The sequence below is a fragment of the Amycolatopsis sp. cg9 genome, from assembly GCF_041346945.1.
Lineage (GTDB): Bacteria > Actinomycetota > Actinomycetes > Mycobacteriales > Pseudonocardiaceae > Amycolatopsis.
In genome coordinates, this window is the sequence record NZ_CP166850.1 from 1,493,981 (window position 1) to 1,516,139 (window position 22,159).

Annotated in this window: 23 protein-coding genes; 7 read left to right on the plus strand and 16 right to left on the minus strand. The window is 72.3% G+C overall.

Features of this window, described 5'->3' with window-relative positions; all coding sequences use genetic code 11:
- Positions 1-11: 11 nt before the first annotated feature.
- Genes AB5J73_RS06680 through AB5J73_RS06700 form a run of 5 tightly spaced genes read right to left on the minus strand, consistent with a single transcriptional unit; the run spans position 12 to position 4,290 of the window.
- A complete protein-coding gene (locus AB5J73_RS06680) occupies positions 12-1,010 on the minus strand; it encodes a YbhN family protein (RefSeq protein WP_370968828.1) in 999 nt (332 codons plus the stop codon).
- Positions 1,007-1,837, minus strand: a complete 831-nt coding sequence (locus AB5J73_RS06685) for a methyltransferase domain-containing protein (RefSeq protein WP_370968829.1) — start codon at positions 1,835-1,837, stop codon at positions 1,007-1,009. Before AB5J73_RS06685 ends, AB5J73_RS06680 begins: the two co-directional genes overlap by 4 nt.
- Positions 1,834-2,901 carry a glycosyltransferase family 4 protein gene (locus AB5J73_RS06690; protein ID WP_370968830.1) on the minus strand — a complete coding sequence of 356 codons (1,068 nt, stop codon included), beginning with the start codon at positions 2,899-2,901 and terminating at the stop codon, positions 1,834-1,836. The genes AB5J73_RS06685 and AB5J73_RS06690 overlap by 4 nt, the downstream gene beginning before the upstream one ends.
- Positions 2,898-3,296 (minus strand): 6-pyruvoyl tetrahydropterin synthase family protein, encoded by a 399-nt coding sequence (locus tag AB5J73_RS06695; RefSeq protein ID WP_370968831.1) that lies wholly within the window; start codon positions 3,294-3,296, stop codon positions 2,898-2,900. The genes AB5J73_RS06690 and AB5J73_RS06695 overlap by 4 nt, the downstream gene beginning before the upstream one ends.
- A gap of 31 nt (positions 3,297-3,327) precedes the next feature.
- Positions 3,328-4,290, minus strand: a complete 963-nt coding sequence (locus tag AB5J73_RS06700; RefSeq protein WP_370968832.1) for a zinc-binding alcohol dehydrogenase — start codon at positions 4,288-4,290, stop codon at positions 3,328-3,330.
- Positions 4,291-4,357: 67 nt separating this feature from the next.
- Between AB5J73_RS06700 and AB5J73_RS06705 the strand changes: the two genes are divergently transcribed.
- Positions 4,358-5,104: a CDP-alcohol phosphatidyltransferase family protein gene (locus AB5J73_RS06705; RefSeq protein ID WP_370968833.1), complete on the plus strand. Its 747-nt coding sequence runs from the start codon at positions 4,358-4,360 to the stop codon at positions 5,102-5,104.
- A gap of 107 nt (positions 5,105-5,211) precedes the next feature.
- Here AB5J73_RS06705 and ligD read toward each other — a convergent pair whose 3' ends face one another.
- From ligD to AB5J73_RS06725, 4 genes are read right to left on the minus strand one after another with little or no spacing between them, the layout of a single operon-like run.
- Positions 5,212-6,168, minus strand: a complete 957-nt coding sequence (gene ligD / locus AB5J73_RS06710) for a non-homologous end-joining DNA ligase (RefSeq protein WP_370968834.1) — start codon at positions 6,166-6,168, stop codon at positions 5,212-5,214.
- 38 nt (positions 6,169-6,206) lie between these two features.
- Positions 6,207-7,784, minus strand: coding sequence for a hypothetical protein (locus AB5J73_RS06715; RefSeq protein ID WP_370968835.1), 1,578 nt, complete (start codon positions 7,782-7,784; stop codon positions 6,207-6,209).
- Positions 7,785-7,833: 49 nt separating this feature from the next.
- The gene (locus tag AB5J73_RS06720) at positions 7,834-8,631 is read right to left on the minus strand and encodes an oxygenase MpaB family protein (protein WP_370968836.1); all 798 of its coding nucleotides are present in this window, start codon (positions 8,629-8,631) and stop codon (positions 7,834-7,836) included.
- 51 nt (positions 8,632-8,682) lie between these two features.
- On the minus strand, positions 8,683-9,564 hold the full coding sequence (locus AB5J73_RS06725; RefSeq protein ID WP_370968837.1) for a LysR family transcriptional regulator: 882 nt from the start codon (positions 9,562-9,564) through the stop codon (positions 8,683-8,685).
- A 90-nt stretch (positions 9,565-9,654) separates the two neighbouring features.
- Between AB5J73_RS06725 and AB5J73_RS06730 the strand changes: the two genes are divergently transcribed.
- Positions 9,655-10,959, plus strand: a complete 1,305-nt coding sequence (locus AB5J73_RS06730; RefSeq protein WP_370968838.1) for an FAD-binding oxidoreductase — start codon at positions 9,655-9,657, stop codon at positions 10,957-10,959.
- Between the two features lie 58 nt (positions 10,960-11,017).
- Positions 11,018-12,190 (plus strand): acyltransferase family protein, encoded by a 1,173-nt coding sequence (locus AB5J73_RS06735; protein ID WP_370972970.1) that lies wholly within the window; start codon positions 11,018-11,020, stop codon positions 12,188-12,190.
- On the opposite strand, the gene AB5J73_RS06740 is transcribed toward AB5J73_RS06735, so the two are convergent.
- Positions 12,187-12,609 carry a nitroreductase family deazaflavin-dependent oxidoreductase gene (locus tag AB5J73_RS06740; protein ID WP_370968839.1) on the minus strand — a complete coding sequence of 141 codons (423 nt, stop codon included), beginning with the start codon at positions 12,607-12,609 and terminating at the stop codon, positions 12,187-12,189. The genes AB5J73_RS06735 and AB5J73_RS06740 overlap by 4 nt on opposite strands.
- 100 nt (positions 12,610-12,709) lie before the next feature.
- Between AB5J73_RS06740 and AB5J73_RS06745 the strand changes: the two genes are divergently transcribed.
- Positions 12,710-13,174 (plus strand): MarR family winged helix-turn-helix transcriptional regulator, encoded by a 465-nt coding sequence (locus AB5J73_RS06745; RefSeq protein WP_370968840.1) that lies wholly within the window; start codon positions 12,710-12,712, stop codon positions 13,172-13,174.
- A 91-nt stretch (positions 13,175-13,265) separates the two neighbouring features.
- On the opposite strand, the gene AB5J73_RS06750 is transcribed toward AB5J73_RS06745, so the two are convergent.
- From AB5J73_RS06750 to AB5J73_RS06760, 3 genes are read right to left on the minus strand one after another with little or no spacing between them, the layout of a single operon-like run.
- The gene (locus AB5J73_RS06750) at positions 13,266-13,625 is read right to left on the minus strand and encodes a PLDc N-terminal domain-containing protein (protein ID WP_370968841.1); all 360 of its coding nucleotides are present in this window, start codon (positions 13,623-13,625) and stop codon (positions 13,266-13,268) included.
- Between the two features lie 39 nt (positions 13,626-13,664).
- Positions 13,665-14,414, minus strand: a complete 750-nt coding sequence (locus AB5J73_RS06755; protein WP_370968842.1) for a hypothetical protein — start codon at positions 14,412-14,414, stop codon at positions 13,665-13,667.
- Positions 14,415-14,455: 41 nt separating this feature from the next.
- Positions 14,456-15,130, minus strand: a complete 675-nt coding sequence (locus AB5J73_RS06760; RefSeq protein WP_370968843.1) for a GNAT family N-acetyltransferase — start codon at positions 15,128-15,130, stop codon at positions 14,456-14,458.
- 51 nt (positions 15,131-15,181) lie between these two features.
- Between AB5J73_RS06760 and AB5J73_RS06765 the strand changes: the two genes are divergently transcribed.
- Complete coding sequence (locus tag AB5J73_RS06765) at positions 15,182-16,036, plus strand: PaaX family transcriptional regulator C-terminal domain-containing protein (protein WP_370968844.1); 855 nt, start codon at positions 15,182-15,184, stop codon at positions 16,034-16,036.
- On the opposite strand, the gene AB5J73_RS06770 is transcribed toward AB5J73_RS06765, so the two are convergent.
- On the minus strand, positions 16,023-16,418 hold the full coding sequence (locus AB5J73_RS06770) for a RidA family protein (RefSeq protein ID WP_370968845.1): 396 nt from the start codon (positions 16,416-16,418) through the stop codon (positions 16,023-16,025). The two genes, AB5J73_RS06765 and AB5J73_RS06770, sit on opposite strands and share 14 nt — an antisense overlap.
- 66 nt (positions 16,419-16,484) lie before the next feature.
- Here AB5J73_RS06770 and AB5J73_RS06775 point away from each other — a divergent pair, with 66 nt between their 5' ends.
- Together AB5J73_RS06775 and AB5J73_RS06780 are read left to right on the plus strand one after the other, a co-directional pair.
- Positions 16,485-18,827, plus strand: a complete 2,343-nt coding sequence (locus tag AB5J73_RS06775; protein ID WP_370968846.1) for a bifunctional salicylyl-CoA 5-hydroxylase/oxidoreductase — start codon at positions 16,485-16,487, stop codon at positions 18,825-18,827.
- Entirely contained in the window at positions 18,824-19,987 is a 1,164-nt protein-coding gene (locus tag AB5J73_RS06780; RefSeq protein ID WP_370968847.1) for an acyl-CoA dehydrogenase family protein, read from the plus strand. The genes AB5J73_RS06775 and AB5J73_RS06780 overlap by 4 nt, the downstream gene beginning before the upstream one ends.
- Here AB5J73_RS06780 and AB5J73_RS06785 read toward each other — a convergent pair.
- On the minus strand, positions 19,938-20,558 hold the full coding sequence (locus AB5J73_RS06785) for a DUF2306 domain-containing protein (protein WP_370972972.1): 621 nt from the start codon (positions 20,556-20,558) through the stop codon (positions 19,938-19,940). The two genes, AB5J73_RS06780 and AB5J73_RS06785, sit on opposite strands and share 50 nt — an antisense overlap.
- A 172-nt stretch (positions 20,559-20,730) precedes the next feature.
- The gene (locus tag AB5J73_RS06790; protein WP_370968848.1) at positions 20,731-22,134 is read right to left on the minus strand and encodes a GH1 family beta-glucosidase; all 1,404 of its coding nucleotides are present in this window, start codon (positions 22,132-22,134) and stop codon (positions 20,731-20,733) included.
- Positions 22,135-22,159: the final 25 nt, after the last annotated feature.

Here is a 22,159-nt window from a genome sequence, read left to right on the forward strand (position 1 = left end):
TCTCCACCTCTCTAACCCCGCACTTTCACGTGAAAGTGCGGAGCTGGTCGTGCGGCACTTTCACGTGAAAGTGCCGTCCGGCGCACCCCGGCGACGCTCCGGACGAGCAGGACACCGGCGCCGGGCAGGCTCGCGACGAGCGTGAGCACGCCGTAGACGACAGCGACGGTGACACCTTGGGCGGCCCCGAGCCCGGCCGCGCCGAAGAGCAGGGCGCAGACGCCCTCGCGCGGGCCGAAGCCGCCGATGTTGAGCGGGAGACCCATCGCGAGCAGCGCGAGGACCATCAGCGGCACGAGCTGCCCGACCGGCGCGTCGACCCTGGCGACGCGGGCGGCGACGACGAACAGCGCCAGGTGCCCGGCCAGCGTCGCGGCCGACAGGAAGCCCACGCCGGGCCAGGTCTCGCGGGTGAACAGGCCGAGCCGCAGGTCGGCGAGGGTGACGGCGAAGCCGCGCCGGACCTTCGACGGGCTGTGGATCCAGCGCCCGCCGAACAGCCGGCCGGCCACGACCGCGGCGACGGCGGCCAGCACGACCACCACGCCGGTGACCACGACGACCTCGCGGAACGCGTCGGGCACGACGTCCGGCGACCCGAGCACGACGGCGACCGCGGACGCGATCAGCACGAACTGGCCCGCGGTGCGCTCCAGGACGACCGCACGCACGCCGCGCGGCACGTCGCCGGCGTCGCGGCCGTGCTGCACCGCGCGGTGGACGTCGCCGAGGACGCCCGCCGGCAGCACGCCGTTGAGGAACAGCGCGCGGTAGTAGTCGGCGACCGCGGTGGGCAGGGAAAGCCGCAGGCCGAGCCGGGTGGCGACGATCTGCCAGCGGCCCGCGCTGAACAGCGTCGTCGCGAAGCCGATGCCGAGCGCGGCGAGCACGCCGGGCATGCTGATCCGGCCGAGGCCGTCGAGGAAGGCGGCGCTGCCGAGTTGCCAGACGAGGACCGCGAAAATGCCGGCGGCGCCGAGGACGCGCGCCCAGGCCAGTGCGCGCTTCACGCCGCCGCCTCCAGGCTCGGCGGCAGGACCAGCAGGTCGCCGTGGTGGATCACCGCGTGCAGCTCGCCCGCCGCGGCCATTTCCCGCCGTCGCTGCAGGTAGACGTCGGTGACCGGGCGCAGCTCCGGCAGCTGCTCGACGGCGGCGCCGACCCAGCCTTCGAGCCACTGCCGCTGCAGTTCCGCCTGATCCGGCCCGAGCCGCCACGCGCTCTCCGCGCGGACGACCGTGGCGCCGAGCCTGCCGAACGCGGTCGCGGCGACGTCCACGGCGGTGGGGCCGAGCAGCCGCCGTCCCCCGGTGAGCCGCCGCTGGTGGGCGTTGAAGGCGGCGGAGATGGCGGGGTCGAGCGGGTCGGCGGGCGAGAGCTCCACCTTGCCGGTGACCGACAGCATCAGCAGCGCCGCGCAGCCCGCTTCGACGACGGCCGTGGCCAGCGTCGTGACCTCGTCCCTGGTCAGCAGGTCGAGCAGCGCGGACGCGGTGACCAGCGACGTCCCGGCGAGGTCGGCGGCGCGCAGCGCGGTGACGTCCCGCCGCTCGGCCTCCACCGCGACCGGGCTGCCGTCGAGCGCGGTGGCCGGCAGGCCGGTGCGGGCCCGGTCGAGCAGTTCGGCGTCGTTGTCGTGCAGGATCCAGCGCTGGGCGCCGGGCAGCCGGGCGGCCAGCCAGCGGCCGAGCGAGCCGGTGCCGCAGCCGAGGTCGCGGATGACGACCTCTTCGCCGGCCGCGAGGTGCTCGCGCAGCGCGTCGACGAGTTCGGGGGCGCGGGCCGCGGCGTCGGCGGGTTCCCGCAGGTAGAGCCAGTCCGGCGCGAACGCGGTCATGCCGCCGCCTCCTGCCGCTGCACGATGTCGGCGATCCGGCGGGCGGTGTCGTCCCAGCCGGTCAGGGTCTCGCGGCGCAGCTTCGCCGCGGCACGCAGCCGCGTCCGCAGCTCGGGCTCGGTGAGCCAGCGGCGGAGCGCGGCGCCGAGCGCTTGGACGTCGTCGCCGGGGACGAGCATCCCGGGCACCGAGCCGTCGGGCGCGACGCCCAGGGTGTCGGGCAGCGCGTCGACGTCGGTGGTCAGCACCGGCACGGCACGGGCGAGGGCTTCGGTGACGACCATGCCGTAGGTCTCGGCGCGCGAAGGCAGCACGAGCAGGTCGGCGGTGTGGTAGGTCGCGTCCAGCGCCGGGCCGGTCCGGGGGCCGGTGAGGGTGAAGCGGGCGCCGAGCCGGTGCTCGCGCAGCCGCTCGACGTACTTCGTCTCGCGCCGGATCCCGCCGACGCACTCGCACGTCCAGCGCAGGTCGGCGACGGTTTCCAGGGCCTGGGCGAGCACGCCCTGGCCCTTGCGCGGGGTCACGTTGGCGACGCAGACCAGCCGGGACACCCCGTCGGTGCCGATCGCGGGCGGCGCCGGGTCGACGCCCGGCGGCACGGCGTGCACGCGGTGCGGGGCCAGCCCGTGGTGGCCGATCAGCCGGCGCGCGGCCCACTCGCTGGTCGCGACGACCGAGCTCGCGGCCCGGAGCGTCTCGCGCTCCAGCGCGTCGAGCTCGGCGGCGAGCGCGGGCGGCAGGCCCGTCTCGTCGGCCAGCGGCAGGTGCACCAGCACCGAGAGCGAGAGGCGCCGGGCCTGCGGCACGACGACCTCGGGCACACCGCACGCGACCAGGCCGTCGAGCAGCACGGCGGACCCGGTGGGCAGCGCGGCGAGCAGGTGGCCGAGAACCGCGCGGGCCTCGGTGTCCGGTCGCGGCCAGGAACCGGCGACGGCGATCTCGTGCACGTCGAGCCCGGCGGCGGTGAGCCGGTCGCACATCCGGCGGTCGTAGGTGTTGCCCCCGCTGGGGACGGACGCGTCGTCGACGTCCCCGGGGAGGACCACGTACAACGCGGTCACAGCGCACGCTCGTAACTCGCCCAGGCGACGTGCGATTCCTTCAGTGAGACGGCGATGCCTTCGAGGCCGCGTGCGCCTTCGCCGAGGCGTCCGGCGTGCACGGCGTCGGCGAGGCGGTCGGCGATGACCTTCGCGAGGAACTCGGTCGAGGTGTTGACGCCCTTGAACTCCGGCTCGTCGTCGAGGTTGCGGTAGTTCAGGTCGCTCAGCACCACCTTGAGCTCTTCCGTGGCCTTGCCGATGTCGACGACGATGTTGTCCTCGTCGAGGTCGGCGCGGCGGAAGGTCGCATCCACCACGAAGGTCGCGCCGTGCAGGCGTTGCGCGGGACCGAAGACTTCCCCGCGGAAGCTGTGGGCGACCATCACGTGGTCACGGACGGTGATGCTGAACACCAAGACCTCCGATGCGTTCGGGTGGACGTGGTCACTGCGGCTGATACATGACACGGAGGCAGAGCGCGGAAAGTTCATTCCCGGCCAGTCGGGGTAGCACGGACGGCAGATCTTCAAACGCGCACTCGCCGCTGACCAGCGCTTCGAACGCCGGATCGGCCAGCAGCTCCAGCGCGACGGCCATCCGCTGGGCGTAGCTCCGGTCCGCTCGCCCGACCGTCCCGACCTGGCTGCCGCGGATCACCAGGCGCCGTGAGTGGAAGTGTTCGCCGAGCGGGACGCTCACCCGCCGATCGCCGTACCAGGACAGTTCGACGACTTCGCCTTCCGGCGCGAGCAGCTCCAGCGCGCGGGCCAGCCCGGCTTCGCTCGCGCTCGCGTGCACGACGAGGTCGCAGTCGCCGTGGGCGCGCTCGGGGGTCGAGAAGTCGACACCGAGCGTCTCGGCGACGTCGGCGCGCGACGGATCGACGTCGACGAGCTGCACCCGCGTGGCCGGGAACCCGCTGAGCAGTTTCGCGACGCTCGCGCCGACCATCCCGGCGCCGATCACGGCGATCCGGTCGCCGAGCCGCGGCCGCGCGTCCCAGACGGCGTTGACGGCGGTCTCGACAGTGCCGGCCAGGATCGCGCGACCGGGCGGGACGTTGTCCGGCACCGGCGTCACCGCGCTCGCGGGGACGACGTACGCGGTCTGGTGCGGGTAGAGGCAGAAGACGACCCGGCCTTCGAGGTGGGCCGGGCCGCGTTCGACGACGCCGACGTTGAGGTACCCGTACTTGACCGGGCCGGGGAAGCCGCCGTCCTGGAAGGGCGCGCGCATGACGTCGTGCTGGCTCGCCGGGACGCCACCGCGGAAGACGAGCGTTTCCGTGCCGCGGCTGACGCCGGAGCAGAGCGTGCGGACGAGGACTTCGTCCGGTCCCGGCTCGGGCAGCCGCTCCTCCCGCAACTCCCCGACACCGGGCTTTTGAACCCAGAAAGCCTGTTCCACGTGTTTCTCCTCAGCGGGCGACCGGAGGCTGGTGTCGCCACCCTATGAGCAATTCGCGGAGTCGACGATGATCAAACAGGACCTTCTCCTGCGCGCGGTGGTGCCGGCGTGGGTGCTCGCCGCGGGGGTCGTCGCGGGCCTGTCCCCCCTCGCCTGGGCCACCGGGCTCACGTTCGGGATCGCCCTCGTGCTGCTCACGGAATGGGGCCTGCGCCGCGCCGGCCGCGCCGCGTTCGGCCCGGCGGACTGGATCACGTTCGCCCGCGCGACGCTCGTCGGGTGCGCCGCGGAACTGATCGCCGACGGCGGTCTTTCCGCCGCCTGGCTGGTCGGGCTGACCGGCGTGGCGCTCCTGCTGGACGGCCTCGACGGCCAGGTGGCCCGCCGCACCGGCACGACGTCGGAGTTCGGCGCGCGGTTCGACATGGAGGTCGACGCCTTCCTGATCCTCCTGCTGTGCGTCCAGGTGTCCCGGGCGCTCGGGCTGTGGGTGCTGGCGATCGGCCTGATGCGGTACGTGTTCGTGGCGGCGTCGTGGACGATGCCGTGGCTGACCGCGCCGCTGTACCCGAGCATGGCGCGCAAGACGGTGGCCGCGGTGCAGGGCGTGGTGCTGGTGGTCGCGGTGTCCGGGCTGCTGCCGGTGCCGGTGGTGGTCGCGCTGGTCGCGGTCGCGCTGGGGTCGCTGGTGTGGTCGTTCGGCCGCGACGTCGTGTGGCTGGCCCGGCACCGGGTGGCCGCCGAACCGACCCGGATCGTCCAGTTCCCCCGGCCCTTCCACAGCCCGGCCTGGCGCGGCAACCAGGCGGCTTAGCCCGGCGATGCCCCCAATGTGGCGTTCGGTGCGTCCAGCGCACCCAATGTGGCGTTCGGTGCGTTGGACGCACCCAACGCCACATTGGGGCGCTTGGGACCGGCGGCTCAACCCGACTCGCGGGCGGCTCGGGCGCGGCGCTTGCCTTCGTGCATCGCCACCACTCGGGCGATCGGGATCGTGTGCCCCTCCGCCACCAAGTCCGCCGGCAGCACAAACGGCTCGGGCATCTCCGCCGTCCACGGATCACCGGCCGCGAGCAACTCCGGCGCCGTGTGCACCGTGAAGTCGGCGGGCTTGACGCCGTCGAGCTCGGCCCAGGCGACGGGGAACGACACCGGAGCGCCGGGACGGTGGCGGGGGCTGTAGACCGAAATGACCGTCGCGCCGCCCGCCCGCGTCGAATCGAGGAACACCTTGCCCTCCCGGCGCTCCCGCACGAACTCCGTGGTGCCGAGCGCCGGATCGATCCGCTCGGCCCGGGCCGCGACCGCCCGGGTCGCCGCCGCGATGTCCTCGGTCGATTGCCCCGGCGCGAGCGGCACGAAGACGTGCACGCCCTTGGACCCGCTGGTCTTCACGGCGCCATCCAGGCCGTCGTTGCGCAACGCTTCCCGAACCAGTTTCGCGGCCCCGACGGCCAGCGAGAACGGGCCGTCCTCGGGCGGGTCGAGGTCGAGGATCAGGTGCGTCGGGCCGTGCTCGGGCCCGCCGCGGTAGAGCGACGTGTGGTACTCGATCGCCCGCTGGTTGCCGAACCAGATCAGCGTGCGGAGGTCGTTGCACAGCGCGTAGGAGACGTCCCGCTTGGACGTCTCGGCCCACACCGACACCCGCTCGACCCAGTCCGGGGTGTACTTCGGCAGGTTCTTCTGCATGAACGGGCCCTGCCCGCGCAGCACCCGCAGCACCGTCAGCAGCCGGTCCCGCAGCTCCGGCAGCATCCGCTCGGACACGGCTTCGAGGTAGTCGAGCAGCTCCCGCTTGGTCACCCCCGCGTCCGGGAAGACCTCCTGGTCGAGACTGCTCAGCTTGACCCCGTGCCGAACCTCTTCGCCGCTCATCGGCCCACCTTCGCGCCTCGCGCGCGAGGCGGTCAACCTCAGAACGGCAGCTGCGAACGGAGCCGGTCGAGCCAGCGGTCGACGGTGTCCTCGGCCCGGTCGTAGTCGTTGGCCTTGCGAGCCGCGTCCGCGCGCTCCTGGACGTGCTGGCCGATCGTCGCCGCGTACTGCGGCAGCGCGTACACGTTCTGCCAGTACCCGGCGCGCATCTCGACCGTGGACACCTTCTCGTAGCCCGCCGTCGCCTTGGCGAAGTCGAAGCCGTAGCGCGTCCCCGACGGCTCCGGGCCGTTCGCGGTCACCACGATGACCGTCGGCCGCGCCTTCATGACGACCTCGGTCGGGTCGGCGCCGCGGGCGATGGCCGCGTCGTTGAGCCCGATGTAGTCGATCGAGTTCCAGCCGCTGTAGTACGGGATCGCGCCCGCGTCGGTGACGGCGAGGCTGCGGGCGGCCGGCGGGACGTCGGCCTCGGCCAGGCCCTTGCCGATCGCGATGTGCGCGCGCTGCAGGTCCGGGCCGTAGTTGGCGATCACGCCGAGGTCGGGCGCGGTCGCGCCGCCGACGGCCGACCAGCCGACCGCCACCAGCCCGAGCAGCGCGCCCACGAGACGCGGCTTCAGCGTCCCGGCTGCGAGCCCGGCGCCCAGGCAGAGGACGGGGATCGCGTGGTCGGCGAAGCGGTCGAGGTAGTCCATGGTCGGGCCGGACACCGCGTACGTCACGTAGGTGACGGCCACGGTGACCACCAGCAGCACGCCCATCGCGCGCGTCGCCCGGCGGATCACCAGCGACAGCGTGAGCAGCAGGAGCGGGAGCAGCAGGAACGCCGTGTGCTTGGTCCACAGCCAGCCGGAGTCGAGGTGGCCGAACTTGACGTAGAAGGTGTTCGGCAGCAGCTGGCCGTAGAACCGCCAGCGCCAGACGAAGTAGCCCGCGCCGACGACGACCGCGGCGAGCGTCCACCAGCGCGCCGGCGCGCGGCCGCGTTCCTTCCAGAACCACAGCGCGACGACCGGCAGCGCGGCCAGCACGCCCTCGGGCCGCAGCATGCCGAGCAGGAGCAGCAGCACCGGCGGTTCCCACGTCCGGACGCGCTCGTTCGCCAGCACGCGCAGGCCGAGCACGACGATCCGCAGCAGCACGGCGGCGAACGCGGCCGTCTCGAGGCCCGCGGTGATGTGGAAGTAGGTCGGCAGGAAGACGACGTACGCGCCCGCGCCGACCAGGACGCCGGTGAGCCCGGCGCGGCGGTGGCCTTCGCGGATCAGCAGGTAGAGCGTCGCCAGGCCGAGGACCAGCGACGTCAGCTTGGTGAACAGCGGCAGCGCCGGCCCGAGCCACGCGCCCAGCCCCGACCAGACGACCCAGGCGAAGTTCGTGAAGCCTTCGACGCGCGGGCCGTCGACGTTCCACACCGGCCCGTGCCCGGCGGCGAGGTTCGCCGAGTAGCGGAAGCTGATGAACGCGTCGTCGATCGTGAAGAACCAGGCCGCCCAGGCGCCGGCCAGGAACACCGCGAGCAGGACGAGCGAGACCACGATCAGCGGCGCGCGGCGGGCAGGCCGGGTGGGCGCGGTCTCTTCGGCCTGGACGTCAGCCTCGATCGCCGTCATGGAATCCCCTCGGGTGGCTTTGCCGACCCGACACTGTAGCCGGGGCGGCTCAGACCAGCGGACGCCCGGTGCGCAGGCGCAGGCGCAGGTCCCACAGGAAGAGGTTGAACGGGAACCGACGCACCGGCGCGGGCAGCACCCGCACGACCCGGCCGACCGCGCGGAGCAGCGCGTCGAACCGCCGCTGGTCGGCGCCAGTCCACGGCAGCCGCATCTCGTCGCGGAAGCGCTGCGGGAGGAACCCCGTGGTGACGAAGCGGTGGAACCGCCGCCCCGGCGCGGCCACGACCGGGTGCAGGAACCGCAGGTCGACGATGTCGGTGAGGTAGCGGCGGACGGTGTCGTCGATGCCGACCTCGGCCAGCCCGGCCGCCCAGTACGCCTCGAAGGCCTCGCGATCCGCGGGCCACATCTCGTCGCGCACCTGCAACGTCGTGCCGAGCGAAGCGGCTTCGCGGTAGAAGCGCGCCGGCTCGCCGCCGACGAACGCGAGGTAGACGTCTTCGAACCCCTTGTACAGGCAGGCCGCGACCCACAGCTGGAGATCGGTGTCGAAGGCGTTGTAGGCGACCGGGCTCTCGGGGGTCGAGTGGACCTGTGCGTGGGCCTCGTTGACACCGCGGCGGTAGGCCGCGCGCTCGGCGTCGGTGCCCATGGTCGCCACGGCGAGGTAGGTGAGCGTGGTCCGCGTCCGCTTCGCCGGGTGGCGGAAGAGGTTGCCGCTGTCGACCCGGCTCTCCAGCACGCCGTACCCGACGGGCGCGCGGGCGAGCTGCATGATCACGTTCGCGCTGCCGGCCAGCAGCCCGGCGCCGACGACGGCGTCGCGGAGGGCGGTCTCGGCCATGGGCTCGCCTCCCTGGGTCACCTCCAGGAAACCGCGCCTGTTGACGTCATGTCAAGAGCGGTAGGCGGCCCGGGCGAACGCGATCAGGGCGCGCGCCGCCGGGCTGAGCGGGCCCTCCGTCCGCCACGCCAGCGCGAGCACGCCACGCAGGCCAGGGCCCGTGATTTCGACGATCCGCAGCTCCGCCCGGTGGTACCGGCCCAGCGACTCCGGCACGATCGCCACGCCGAGGCCGCGCGTCGCGAGCTGCACCAGGACGTTCGGATCGGCCGCCTCGAACGCGATCCGCGGGGTCAGCCCCTCGCGCGCGAAGGCGGTGTCGAGGGCGGTGCGCAGGCCCGTCCCCTTCGGCAGCGCCATCAGCGGCAGGCCGTCGAGGTCCCTGATACCGACTTCGGCCCGGTCGAGCGGGCCGTCCGGCGCCGTGACCGCCAGGAACGGCTCGTCGAGCAGCACCTGCGTCGCGATGCCCGGCGGCGGGTCCGTCGAGAGACCGACGACCGCGAGGTCCAGGCGTCCTTCGCGCAGTGCCGCGAGCATCTCCTCGGAGTTGGCTTCCGACAGCGTGATCTCGACGGCCGGATAGCGCTCGTGGAAGCCGGCCAGCAGGTCCGGCAGCCGAACCGGGCCTGCCGAGGTCACGGCGCCGATCGCGACCTGGCCGCGGACCAGCCCGGCCAGCTCGTCGACGGCTTCGCGCACACCCTGCACGGCCGCGAGCGCGGCCCGGGCGTGCGGGAGGGCGGCGGCGCCGACGTCGGTGAGCCGGACCGTCCGGCCGGAGCGGTCCAGCAGCTCCTGCCCCAGCTCCCGCTCCAGCCGCCGGACCTGCGCGCTCACCCCGGGCTGGGCGACGTGCAGCCGTTCGGCCGCGCGCGTGAAGTTGCCTTCCTCGGCTACCGCCACGAAGTACGCGAGCTGGTGCAGTTCCATAAGCACTGATTCTAGCTCGAAGAAAAATCAGATCTTGGACTTCTGATCGAATCGGCCCGAAGCTGGAAGCAGCGAACGAAAGGAGCCGAAATGCACACCCTCCGCCCAGGTCAGGACGGTTACCCCGAAGAAGTCGCCGGGTTCCAGACGGCGGTGCCCAGCTCGCCGGCGGTGGTCGTCGCCGCGGAAAGCGCCGAGGACGTCGCCGCCGCCGTGCGGTACGCCGCCGAGCACGGGCTGCCGGTCGCCGTCCAGGCCACCGGGCACGGCCTCACCGCGGGGACGGACGGCCTGCTGATCAGCACCCGCCGGATGACCGGCGTGGAAATCGACGCCGAAGCCCGGACGGCTCGCGTCGAAGCGGGCGTGCGCTGGGGCGCGGTGATCGAAGCCGCCGGGGCGCACGGCCTGGCGCCGCTCAGCGGCTCGTCGCCGGACGTCGGCGTCGTCGGCTACACGCTCGCCGGCGGCTTCGGGCTGCTGGCCCGCCGGTACGGCCGCGCGGCCGACCACGTCCGCGCCCTCGACGTCGTCACCGCCGACGGCGAATTGAAGCGCGTCGAGCCCGGCTCCGACCTGTTCTGGGCGCTGCGCGGCAGCCGCGACAGCTTCGGCGTCGTCACGGCGATGGAGTTCGACCTCTTCCCGGTGGACCGGCTCTACGGCGGGAGCCTCTACTTCGGCCCCGACGACGTGCCCGCGGTGCTGCGGGCGTGGCGGACGTGGTCGGCGGCCGCGCCGGACGCGCTGACGACGTCGCTGGCCATGGTCGCGTACCCCGACCTCCCGGTGCTGCCGGCGCCCCTGCGCGGACAGCACATCGCCCAGGTCCGCGTCGCCTACCTGGGCGAGGACGGCGCCGAACTGGTCGCCCCGCTGCGGGCCGCGGCGCCGGTCCTGCTGGACACGCTGAAGACCATACCGTTCACCGAGTCCGGGTCGATCGCGGCCGAGCCGCGGGAGCCGCACGGCTACCACGGCACCAACGCGACCGTCTCGCAGCTGAACGACGCCATGCTCGACGCGGTCGTCGAGCACGCCGGCCCGGGTGCGGCCACGCCGCCGGTGCTGATCATCGACCGGCTGGGCGGCGCCCTCTCCCGGCCGGCGGCGACCGCGGGCGTGGGCTGGGACAGCTCGGCCGAGTTCGTCGTCCGGGCGCTGTCGCTGGTCGGCGACGGCGGGGTCGCGGCCGTCCGGAGCGGGCACGCGAAGCTGTTCGACGCGCTGGCGCCGTGGACGACCGGGCGGCTGCTGCCCTTCGTGTACGGCGAGCACGCGGCGATCGAGGGGGTCCACCCGGCCGCGGACCTGCGCCGACTCGGGGAGCTGAAGCGCCGTTACGACGTTCGGAGCACCTTCCGGGCGGTCGGACCGGAGGCAAAGAGGGGGTGAGCGGACGTCCTATACTCGCCCGGACGATCACACCGACGGGGGAACCGACTTGCGCACGATGAGCCACGAGGACTACCTCGGCATGCGGCGGTTCCCCGGCCTGGACGGCCTCCGCGCGATCGCCGCGACGATGGTGATCTTCTTCCACTTCGGCGGACCGAACTGGACGTGGCTGTCGGGCTGGGTCGGCGTCTACCTGTTCTTCGTGCTCTCCGGGTTCCTGATCACGACGCTGCTGCTGCGCGAGCAGGACCGGACCGGCCGGATCTCGCTGTCGAACTTCTACATCCGGCGCGTGTTCCGGATCCTGCCGCCGTACCTGGTGATCCTGGGCGGGATCGTCGCGTTCGTGGCGCTGCGCGGCGAATTCCACGCCCGCGACTTCCCGAACGCGCTGAAGTTCTACCTGACGTTCCTCAACGAGTTCCTGCCGTCGTTCACCAACGGCACGGACAACTTCTTCAGCGGCTCGTGGACGCTGGGGATCGAGGAGAAGTTCTACCTGGTCTGGCCGTTCCTGCTGGTGTTCCTCGGGATCGGCGCGGCGAAGCGCAAGTTCCTGCTGGTCGGCGCGGCGATGGTCGTCCTGCTGGCCCTGGTCCCGCTGACCACCGGCGGCTGGCTGCTGCACGGCGCGAACGTGCCGATCTACCGCTCGACGGTGCACTACTTCATCCTGGCGGCCGGCTGCCTGCTGGCGATCCTGCTGCACTACCGCCGGGGCTACGCGCTGCTGAAGCCGCTGACGCACCCGCTGGCGGCCGTCCCGATCGTCGTGGGGTTCGTCGTGTTCCACACGAACCTCGACACGCTGTGGAACAGCTCCGGCCAGAACCTGTGGCTCCTGGTGGCGTACGCGTTCGCGGCGATGCTGCTGCTGATCGTCCTGGTCAGCCCGGGTCCGACGCGCTGGCTGATGGGCACGGCCCCGCTGCGGTTCGTCGGCGAGCGGTCGTACTCGCTGTACCTGCTGCAGGGACCGGTGCACTTCGTGGTCATCCAGGCGGTGCCCGGCCTGGCCCGCAACCACACGACGAGCGCGGTGGTGGTCTTCCTGGTCGGCCTGGCGATCGCGGACCTGATCCACCGCTGGGTCGAGAAGCCGCTGATCGACGTCGGCAAGCGGCTCATCACGCGGAAGGAAGAGCGGCGCGCGGAGCGGGAGGCGGCCCGGCGGCCGGCCGAGCCGCGTGTCGAGCCGGAGCCCGCTCCCGCCGCGGCCGCGTCCTAGCGTTCGAAGACGATGATCGGGATGATCCGGTCGGTCTTCTTCTCGTAGTCCGCGAAGCCTTCCGCGTGGGCGACCATGCCCGCGTACAGGCGGTCGCGCTCGGCGCGGTCGGCGATCACCGTCGCGGTGGCCTCGAACTTCTCCGTGCCGACCTCGAGCGTGACCTTCGGGTTGGCGACGAGGTTGTGGTACCAGGCCGGGTTCTTCGGGGCGCCGCCCATGGACGCGGCGACGACGTAGCGGTCGCCGTCGGTGGTGTACACCAGCGGGGACAGGCGGGGTTCGCCGCTCTTCGCGCCGATCGTCGTGAGGAGCAGCACGTTCTTGCCCTCGAAGTAGCCGCCGACCACGCCCTCGTTGGCGCGGAACTCGTCCACGACCTGCTTGTTGAAGTCGTTCATGTCGGCTGGTGCGGTCATGGGGATCCCCTGTTCTGGCCGGTACGCTCGATCCGCGAGGTACGCTCGGACGAGCCGAAGCGTTTGCTTTGCAAACAAAGCTACCGACCGGAGGTGAGCGGTGTCAACGCAGCCCGGCCCGAGTGTCGAGGACGGCGTGCGGCAGCTCCTGCTGCTCATGCCGCGCCTGGTCGGCCGCGCGAAGCGGACGCCGGTGCCCGCGGAGCTCGACGGCTGCGCGCTGGCGCCGCGGCACCTGTCGCTGCTGTCCTACCTGCTCTTCGACGGCCCGATGACGGTCACCGAGCTGGCCACCCGCCTCCAGGTCGCCCCGACCACGGCCAGCCTGATGGTCGGCGACCTCAGCCGCCAGGGCGTGCTGAACCGCGACGAGGACCCGGCCGACCGCCGCCGCACCATCGTCAGCATCACCCCGGACAAGCGCCCGGCGGTCGACGCCTGGCTGGCCCGCGGCGCGAAGGCGTGGAGCGACGCGTTGACGCCGCTGAGCCCGGCCGAGCGCCAGCTGGTGATCGCGACGCTGGAGGCCTACGAACGCGGCACGTGCGAAGGCCCCGGCTGCTAGCGCCCCAATGTGGCGTTGGTTGCGTCAGACGCACCGAACGCCACATTGGGTGCGCTGGACGCACCGAACGCCACATTGGGGCGCTTGGGGCTCAGTCCTCGCCGCGCTTTTCGCGGGCCAGCTTCCGCTGCGCCTCCGCGCGTTCCCGGCACTTGCGCAGGAACTCCTCGTCGTCCTCCGCACTCGTCGCCGCGAAGCGACCGGGGCGGTCGTACTCCGGGTACGCCGGTGCGTTGCGCTCGTACGGCCCACGCGCCCGCGTCACCTGCTGCGGCCGGCCTGCGACCAGCCAGATGATCGAGCCGACCAGCGGCACCACCAGGACGAGCAGCAGCCACAGCCCCTTCGGCAGGTTGCGGCAGGACGACTCGTCGGTCGTGATCACGTCCACCAGGCAGAAGATCCACAGCCCGAGCGTGACGATCCCGAGCAGTCCGTCCAGGTACAGCAATTTCCGCGCCTTTCCCCCAAGAAATGAACGCGGTAAGTCTTAGCAGAGCCCGTCGGCGGTTCGGCCGCGGGTCACCCACAGCTGGGCGGGCATCCGGAGATTCGGCGACGACACCCACACCGTCTTCGTTTCTGTCAGGCGAAACCCCTGCAGTGCCTGGAAAACGCCGGCCGCGAGGGCCGTCGCGTGCCGCGAACCCGGGCAGGCGCGGGGTCCGGCACCGAACGGCGTCCCCTCGAGCGGGACCGGAACGTCGGCGCCGTCGATCCGGCGGCGGGTGGACAGCACCGGCTGCCCGACCGGTTTTCCGGACAGCCACGCGGAAAGCTCGTTGCCGATGAGCCCCGCGGTGGCGTCGCACGCCTGGACGAGCAGGCCGATCCGGGCGGCCGCGCGTTCGTCCGCCCCGCCGCACGCCTCGATCAGCCGTCCCAACGCCGCTTCGGCAGCCGCGCCCGGGGTTACGTGGGGGTGGTAGGCGGCCGCGACCAGCGCCACGTCCGCGGAGACGTCGGGCAGGCCGAGCGCCGAAGCGAGCACCCCGACCGGGACCGGACGCGCGACCTCCGCCATCACGTCGAAATCGTCGAGCGCGGCCACGATCCCTTGCGTGCGCGCGAAAGCCTTTTCTCGCAAGTCGCCGATCGGCTCGAGCAGGGACACCGCGAGGGCGCGCCGCCGGACGTGGTCGGGACCATTGCTGAACCGGGCCACATTCGCGCGCAGCCACGCGACGCTCCCGGTCGGGACGTCAGTGGGAACGGGCGGCACCGGAGCGGAAAGCGTCATGCGACGAACGTAGCCACGGGACACTTCGTCCCCGGCCGAAGTCAGAGGAGCGAAACCGGGAACCACGTCGCTTGCGGACCACCACACCGCACGGGCCGCGGGACGGCGTGCTGGAACCACCACGCCTCGGTGACGCGGCCGTCCGGGAGCCGGTACGTCGGCGGCCCCGCCACGCGGGCGAGCCCGGCGGCCTGCAGCGAACGCGCGCTCGCGACGTTGCCGACCTCGGCGCCGGCCCGCACCCGAGGCAGGCCGAGGTGGTCGTGCGCCAGCACGAGCCCGGCCGCGAAGAGCACCCGGCCGTTGCCGCGGCCGCGGTAGTCCGGGGCGAGGTAGCCGCCGGTCTCCGGGCCGCCGTCCTCGCCGGTGTGCACGCTCACCAGCCCGACGCAGCGGTTGGCCTCGACGTCGATCATCACCAGGTCGACGGACTGCGGGTCGGGTGACGCCCAGTCCGGGCCGGTGCCGGGCACGACCCGCAGCGCGTCGGCCCGCGCCGGTTCGGCGACGACCGAGTCGGCCTGCCAGCCCAGCCACCGCTGGGCGGCCGGATCGCTGCCGCACGCGACCGCGGCGGCGTACTCCCACGCGGTCGGGGTGCGGAAGAGGAAGCGCCCGGCGCGCACGACGTGGCCCTGCCGGTCGCAGGTCCGCTTGGTCATCAGGCGGCCGCGGCGGGTGAGCCGGTCGAAGATCCCCTTGGTGGCTGGCAGCATCGCGGCGAAATCGTAGCGGAGCGGCCGGGAGGCGAGTTGTATTGTGGCCCGATGACGGCCGTACCCGACGCAACCGAACTGGACGGCTCCGGCCGGGCGGCCCAGCCGCGTCAGCTCATCGTGACGGTGTACGGCCTCTACTCGCGCACCGAAGGCGGCTGGCTGTCGGTCGCCTCGCTGATCGACCTGCTCGCGGCCGTCGGCGTCGACGAACCGGCGGTGCGCTCGTCGATCTCCCGGCTGAAGCGGCGCGGCATCCTCGAAGCGGTCCGCCGCGACGCGACGGCGGGCTACGAACTGTCCGGCGAAGCCCGCGAAATCCTGCGCGAGGGCGACGAGCGGATCTTCCGCCGCGACCGCGCGACCCCGGCCGACGGCTGGCTGCTCGCGGTGTTCTCGGTGCCGGAGACCGAACGCCACAAGCGCCACCTCCTGCGCACCCAGCTCGCCCGGATGGGATTCGGGACGGCGGCTTCGGGCGTCTGGATCGCGCCGGCCCACCTGCACGGGGCGGCCGCCGAGGCACTCACCCGGCTCGGCCTGGCCGGGTACGCCGACCTGTTCCGCGCCGACCACCTGGCGTTCGGCGACGTCGCCGCGAAGGTTCGCGACTGGTGGGACCTCGACCGGCTGGACGAGCTGTACACGACGTTCCTCGACGAGCACGGCCCGGCACTGCGCCGCTGGCAGCGCCGCGAGCCGGCGGCCGGCGCGGAGGCGTTCGCCGACTACATCCGCGTGCTGACCGGCTGGCGGCGGATGCCCTACCTCGACCCAGGGCTGCCCGCGGAGTTCCTGCCCGCCGGCTGGTCCGGAATCCGCGCGGCCGAGCTGTTCTTCGAGCTGCACGCACGCCTGGAAACCCCGGCACGCACCTACGTCGCCAAGTCGATCAACCTCTGCTAAGCACCGCGAACCCCTGGACCTCGACCAAGGCCTCCTCGTCCCAAAGCCGGGAAACGCCGATGCCCGCCATCGCCGGGTACTCCGTGCCCGCGAGCCGCTTCCAGACCCGGCCGATCTCGCGCGCGTGGGCGCGGTAGTCCGGCATGTCGACGATGTAGATGGTCACGCTGCACAGGTCTTCCGGGGAACCGCCGGCCGCGCGCAGCGATGCCAGCAGGTTGCCCAGCGCGCGCTCGAACTGCTCGACGACGCCGTCGCCGACGATCCGGTTGTCCTCGTCGAGCGCGGTCTGGCCGGCGAGGAAGACGACCCGGCCTTCGGCCACCACCGCGTGCGAGAACCCGGACGGCTTGCCCAGCTCCGGCGGGTTGATGCGTTCCATGGGCCCACCGTACGGCATCTTTCGCGTTATTGACGGTCGTAGTGGTGACGACATACCCTGGACGGCGTGCGTATCGCGGTCATCGGCGGCGGCCCGGCGGGCCTGTACTTCGCCGCGCTGGCGAAACAGCTCGGTCCCGGCCACGAAATCACGGTCTGGGAGCGCAACGCCCCGGACGACACCTTCGGCTTCGGCGTCGTGTTCTCCGACGAGACGCTCGGCGGCATCGAGCACGCCGACGCGGCGGTGCACGAGGCCATGAAGGCCGAGTTCGCGCGCTGGGACGACATCGACGTCCACTACCGCGGCACTGTCACCACCTCGGGCGGCCACGGCTTCGCCGCGATGAGCCGCAAGCGCTTGCTCGGCATCCTGCAGAGCCGCTGCGGCGAACTCGGCGTCGGGCTGCACTTCCGCGAGGAGGCGCCCGCGGACCTCTCGGGATACGACCTCGTCGTCGCCGCCGACGGCCTCAACTCCGCGGTCCGGAACCGGTTCGCCGAGACGTTCCGCCCGAGCGTCGAGACCCGCCGGTGCCGCTACATCTGGCTGGGCACGGACCTGGTGTTCGACGCCTTCAAGTTCTACGTCCTCGAGACGCCCGCCGGGATCATGCAGATCCACGGCTACCCGTACGGCCGCGACGGCAGCACGTTCATCCTCGAGGTCCAGGAGGACGTCTGGCAGCGGACGTTCGCCCCGGTCGCGGCGGCTTCGCTGAAGCCGGGCGAGAGCGACGAGAAGTCGATCGCGCTGATCCGCGAGCTGTGCGCCGACGTCCTGGACGGTCACCAGGTCATGGCGAACAACTCGAAGTGGGTTTCGTTCGGCACGGTCCGCTGCGAGACGTGGGTGCACGAGAACGTCGTCCTCCTCGGCGACGCGGCGCACACCGCGCACTTCTCGATCGGCTCCGGCACGAAGCTGGCGATGGAGGACGCGCTCGCGCTGGCCGCGTGCCTGCACGAGAACGACGGGGTGGCGGCGGCGCTCAAGGCCTACGAGCTGGAACGGCGGCCGGTCGTCACGTCGACGCAGCGCGCCGCGCAGGCCAGCCTGGAGTGGTTCGAGAACATCGCGCAGTACGCGCACCAGGAGCCGCCGCAGTTCGCGTTCAACATCCTCACGCGCAGCCGCCGCGTCACCTACGACAACCTCCGCCTGCGCGACCCGGAGTTCGCGACCGAGCTGGACCGCTGGTTCGCGATGTCGCTCGGCACGACGTCGCGGCCGCCGATGTTCCAGCCGTTCAAGCTCGGTTCGCTGGAGCTGCCGAACCGGATCGTCGTGTCCCCGATGGACATGTACTCGGCGGAAGACGGCGTGCCCGGCGACTTCCACCTGGTGCACCTGGGCAGCAAGGCACTGGGCGGCGCCGGGCTGGTGATGACCGAGATGGTCTGCGTCTCCCCCGAAGGCCGGATCACCCCCGGCTGCGGCGGGCTGTACACGCCGGAGCAGGAAGCCGCCTGGAAGCGGGTGGTGGACTTCGTGCACGCGCAGTCGCCCGCGCGCATCGGCGTCCAGTTGGGACACTCGGGCCGCAAGGGTTCGACGAAGCTGATGTGGGACGGCATCGACGAGCCGCTCCCGGCGGACAACTGGGAAGTCTGCGCGCCTTCGGCCTTGCCGTACTCTCCGCGGAACCAGGTCCCGCGTGAACTGTCCACATCGGACCTCACCGAGATCCGCGACCAGTTCGTCGCGTGCGCCCAGGCCGCCGCCCGCGCCGGGTTCGACGTCCTCGAACTGCACTGCGCGCACGGCTACCTGCTGTCGTCGTTCCTCTCCCCGCTGACCAACCTGCGGACCGATTCCTACGGCGGCTCGCTGGAGAACCGGCTGCGTTTCCCGCTCGAAGTCTTCGACGCGGTCCGCGCCGCGTGGCCCGCCGAGCGGCCGATGACCGTCCGGATCTCGGCGACCGACTGGTGCGAGGGCGGCGTCGACGCCGACGACGCGGTCGAGATCGCGCGCGCGTTCGCTTCCCACGGCGCCGCGGGCATCGACGTCTCGACCGGCCAGGTCGTCAGTGAGGAACGCCCGCAGTACGGGCGTAGCTACCAGACGCCGTACGCGGACCGGATCCGCAACGAGATCGGCGAGGAGTACGGGATCGCGGTGATCGCGGTCGGCGCGATCTCGTCGTACGACGACGTGAACTCGCTGATCCTGGCCGGGCGCGCGGACCTCTGCGCACTGGGCCGAACCCACCTCTACGATCCACAGTGGACGCTGCACGCGGCGGCCGAGCAGGGTTACCCGATGGCGTGGCCGAAGCCGTTCGCCGCGGGCAGCCGCAAACCCCAGACCGGCCGCAGCGACGGGCCGGAGCCGCGCCTCGACCTCGTCCGGTCGGGGCCGGCGGGGACCGCCCATGCCCGCTGGCGACCGGGAGCCGCGCGATGACCGCTTTCGCTTTGACCGCCGAGCAACAGGCCTTCGCCGCGGAAGTCCGGCGGCTGGCCGAAGACCAGTTGCGTCCGCTCGCCGAGTCCGGCGTGGAGGGTGCGGTCAACCGCCCGCTGCTCAAGGCGATGGGTGCGCTGGGACTGCTGGCCCGGCTGTTCCCCGGCGTCGCCTCGGGTACGCCGTCGCGGCAGGCGGCGGCGACGGACCTGTGCATCCTGCGCGAGAACCTGGCGATGGTGAGCACCGAGGCCGAGACGGCGCTGGCGTTGCAGGGCCTGGGAACCTACCCGGTCCTGCAGTCCGGACAGGACGAGCAGGTCGCGAAGTGGCTGCCCGCGGTGGCGGCCGGCGACGCGGTGGCGGCGTTCGCGCTGACCGAACCGGACGCCGGTTCGGACGCGGCGGCGCTGTCGCTCTCCGCGGAGCCCGACGGTGACGGCTGGCGGCTCACCGGATCCAAGATGTGGATTTCGAACGCGCCGGAAGCCGACTTCTACACGGTTTTCGCCCGCACCACCCCGGACGCGGGTTCCCGCGGCGTCAGCGCGTTCGTCGTCCCGGCCGACCGCCCGGGCCTCGGCGGCGAGCACCTCGACCTGGTGAGCCCGCACCCGATCGGCACGGTCACGTTCGACGCCGTCGAGGTCCGGCGCGAGGAACTGCTCGGCGAGGAGAACCGCGGCTTCGCCGTGGCGATGCGGACCCTCGACCTGTTCCGCCCGAGCGTCGGCGCCTTCGCCGTCGGCATGGCACAGGCGGCCCTCGACGCCACAGTGGACTACACGGGTGAGCGGAAAGCCTTCGGCGGCCCGCTGATCAAGCAGCAGGCGGTGGCCCACGCACTGGCGGAGATGGCAACGCGCACGGAAGCCGCGCGCCTGCTGGTCTACGCGGCAGCGGGCGCGTACGACGCGGGCGAGCAGAACCTCGGCGGCCGCGCGGCGATGGCGAAGCTGTTCGCGACCGAGGCAGCCCAGTTCGTCGTCGACTCGGCGGTCCAGCTGCACGGTGCCCGCGCCCTGCGCCGCGGGCACCTGCTGGAGCACCTCTACCGCGAGGTCCGCGCCCCACGCATCTACGAAGGCGCCTCGGAGATCCAGCGGACGATCATCGCCCGCTGGCTCGCTTCGGCGTCCGGTCGAGCCACCACTGGCTGAGCAGCAACAGGGTCAGCACGCTCAGCACGGCCGAGACCGTGGCGGCGCTGAGGATCATCGTCTCCTTGTCCCCGCCGCGCGGCAGGACCAGCAGGAACCCGAGCGGGGACAGGGCTCGCGTCATCAGCGTGTTCATGCACATGGCGAAGCTGCGGACCATCCACTTGCGGTGGTCGGCGAACCGGCGCTCCCGAACCGCCCGCCACCCGGCGATCGTGAACCCGAGCCACAGCAAGGCGGCCACGACGTCCAGCGCGGCGACGACCGGCCCGAACGGGCTGACCGCACCGATCACCGCCGCCATCACGGCGGCGGGAACGGCCCCGGCGAAGACGTAGACCCGCCCGACCCGGCGGTGCACGACCGGGTGCGTCCGCCGCAACCACGGCCAGACCTGCAGGATGACGCCGACGATGGCGATACTGCCGAAGGCGATGTGCGCGACGAGGAACCAGTAGTGCGGCGCGAACCCGGCGGGCGCGGGCACCCGCGACCGCCCGGGATCCAGCGTGAGGTACGGCGGTACGGAATAGGCGAGGAACGCGGCGACGATCAGGCCGAGCGGCGCCACCCACGGCCGCCGCCACCAGCTCGGTTTCCCCGGCGCGGGCGCCGGTCTGATCTCCGTGCGAACGGTCATGACCACCCCCAGGATCGACTACCGATCCGAAGGTAGGGAGATCCCGGGGGCGGGACCATGGGGTGAGCCACCACAACCCTGGTGGGGCTCACCCCACCGCCGTTCAGCTCCCCCGCACCCGCCGGACGGTGTCGCGGTAGAAGTAGCCGCTCTGCTTGATCGTCCGTTCCTGCGTCTCGTAGTCCACCCGGATCAGCCCGAACCGCTTCGCGTACCCGTAGGCCCACTCGAAGTTGTCCAAAAGGGACCAGGCGAAGTACCCGCGCACGTCCGCCCCCGCCTCACGGGCCGCTGCCACGGCCGCGATGTGCGAAGCCAGGTAGGCCGTCCGCTGCTCGTCGCGGACGAAGCCGGAGGAGTCCGGGTCGTCGTCGAAGGCCGAGCCGTTCTCCGTGATGTACATCGGGAGGCCCGGGTAGTCGCGGCCGAGCCGCGTCAGCAGTTCCGTGAACTTGCCCGGCAGGATCTCCCAGCCCATCGCCGTCGTCGGCTCGCCGAACGGGACCACTCGCGAAGCCGGCGCCCCCTCCTCGTCCACGGAAGAGCCGTTCTCGTCCACGCCGGAGAACTGCTGGCCGAAGTAGTAGTTCACGCCGAGGAAGTCCAGCGGCGTCGAAATGATCGACAGGTCGCCGTCCTGGACCGGGAGCTTCACCCCGCGGTCGGCGAGGTCCGCCACCACGTCTTCCGGGTACTGCCCGTGAACCAGCGGGTCCAGGTAGACGCGGACGCCGAGGCCGTCCGCCTGGCGGGCCGCGCGGACGTCCTCCTCGGAGTCCGTCGCCGGGTCGGCCGTGCACATGTTGAGCGTGATGCCGAACTGCGTGTCCGCCGGGGCGGCCTCGCGCATCCGCTGGACCGCCAGCCCGTGACCGAGCAGCAGGTGGTGCACCGCGTGCAGGCCGGCCGCGTAGTCCCGCCGCCCGGGCGCCATCACGCCGTGGACGTACCCGTGCATCGCCGAGCACCACGGCTCGTTCAACGTCGTCCAGTGGCGGACCCGGTCGGAAAGCCGGTCGAACACCAGCATCGCGTAGTCCGCGAACCGGTACGCCGTGTCACGCGCCGGCCAGCCGCCCGCGTCCTCCAGCTCCTGCGGCAGGTCCCAGTGGTACAGCGTCAGCCATGGCGTGATCCCGCGGCTCAGCGTCTCGTCGACCAGCCGGTCGTAGAAGCCGAGGCCCGCTTCGTTGACGCCGCCGCGGCCGCGCGGCTGGACCCGGGGCCACGCCACGGAAAAGCGGTAGGTGTCCGCACCCAGTTCGCGCACCAGCTCGATGTCCGACGGCATCCGGTGGTAGTGGTCGCACGCCACGTCACCGTTGTCGTTGTTGTCGATCGCCCACGGGACCTGGCAGAAGGTGTCCCAGATGGACGGTGTACGTCCGTCTTCCGCAACCGCGCCTTCGATCTGGTACGCGGCGGTGGCCACGCCCCAGCGGAAGTCCGGCGGCAGGGTGTCGATCAGCGCCTGCTGGTCGGCGGTCGCGGCGGTGGTCTCGGTCAAGGCAGCACTCCTCCAGTGGTACCGG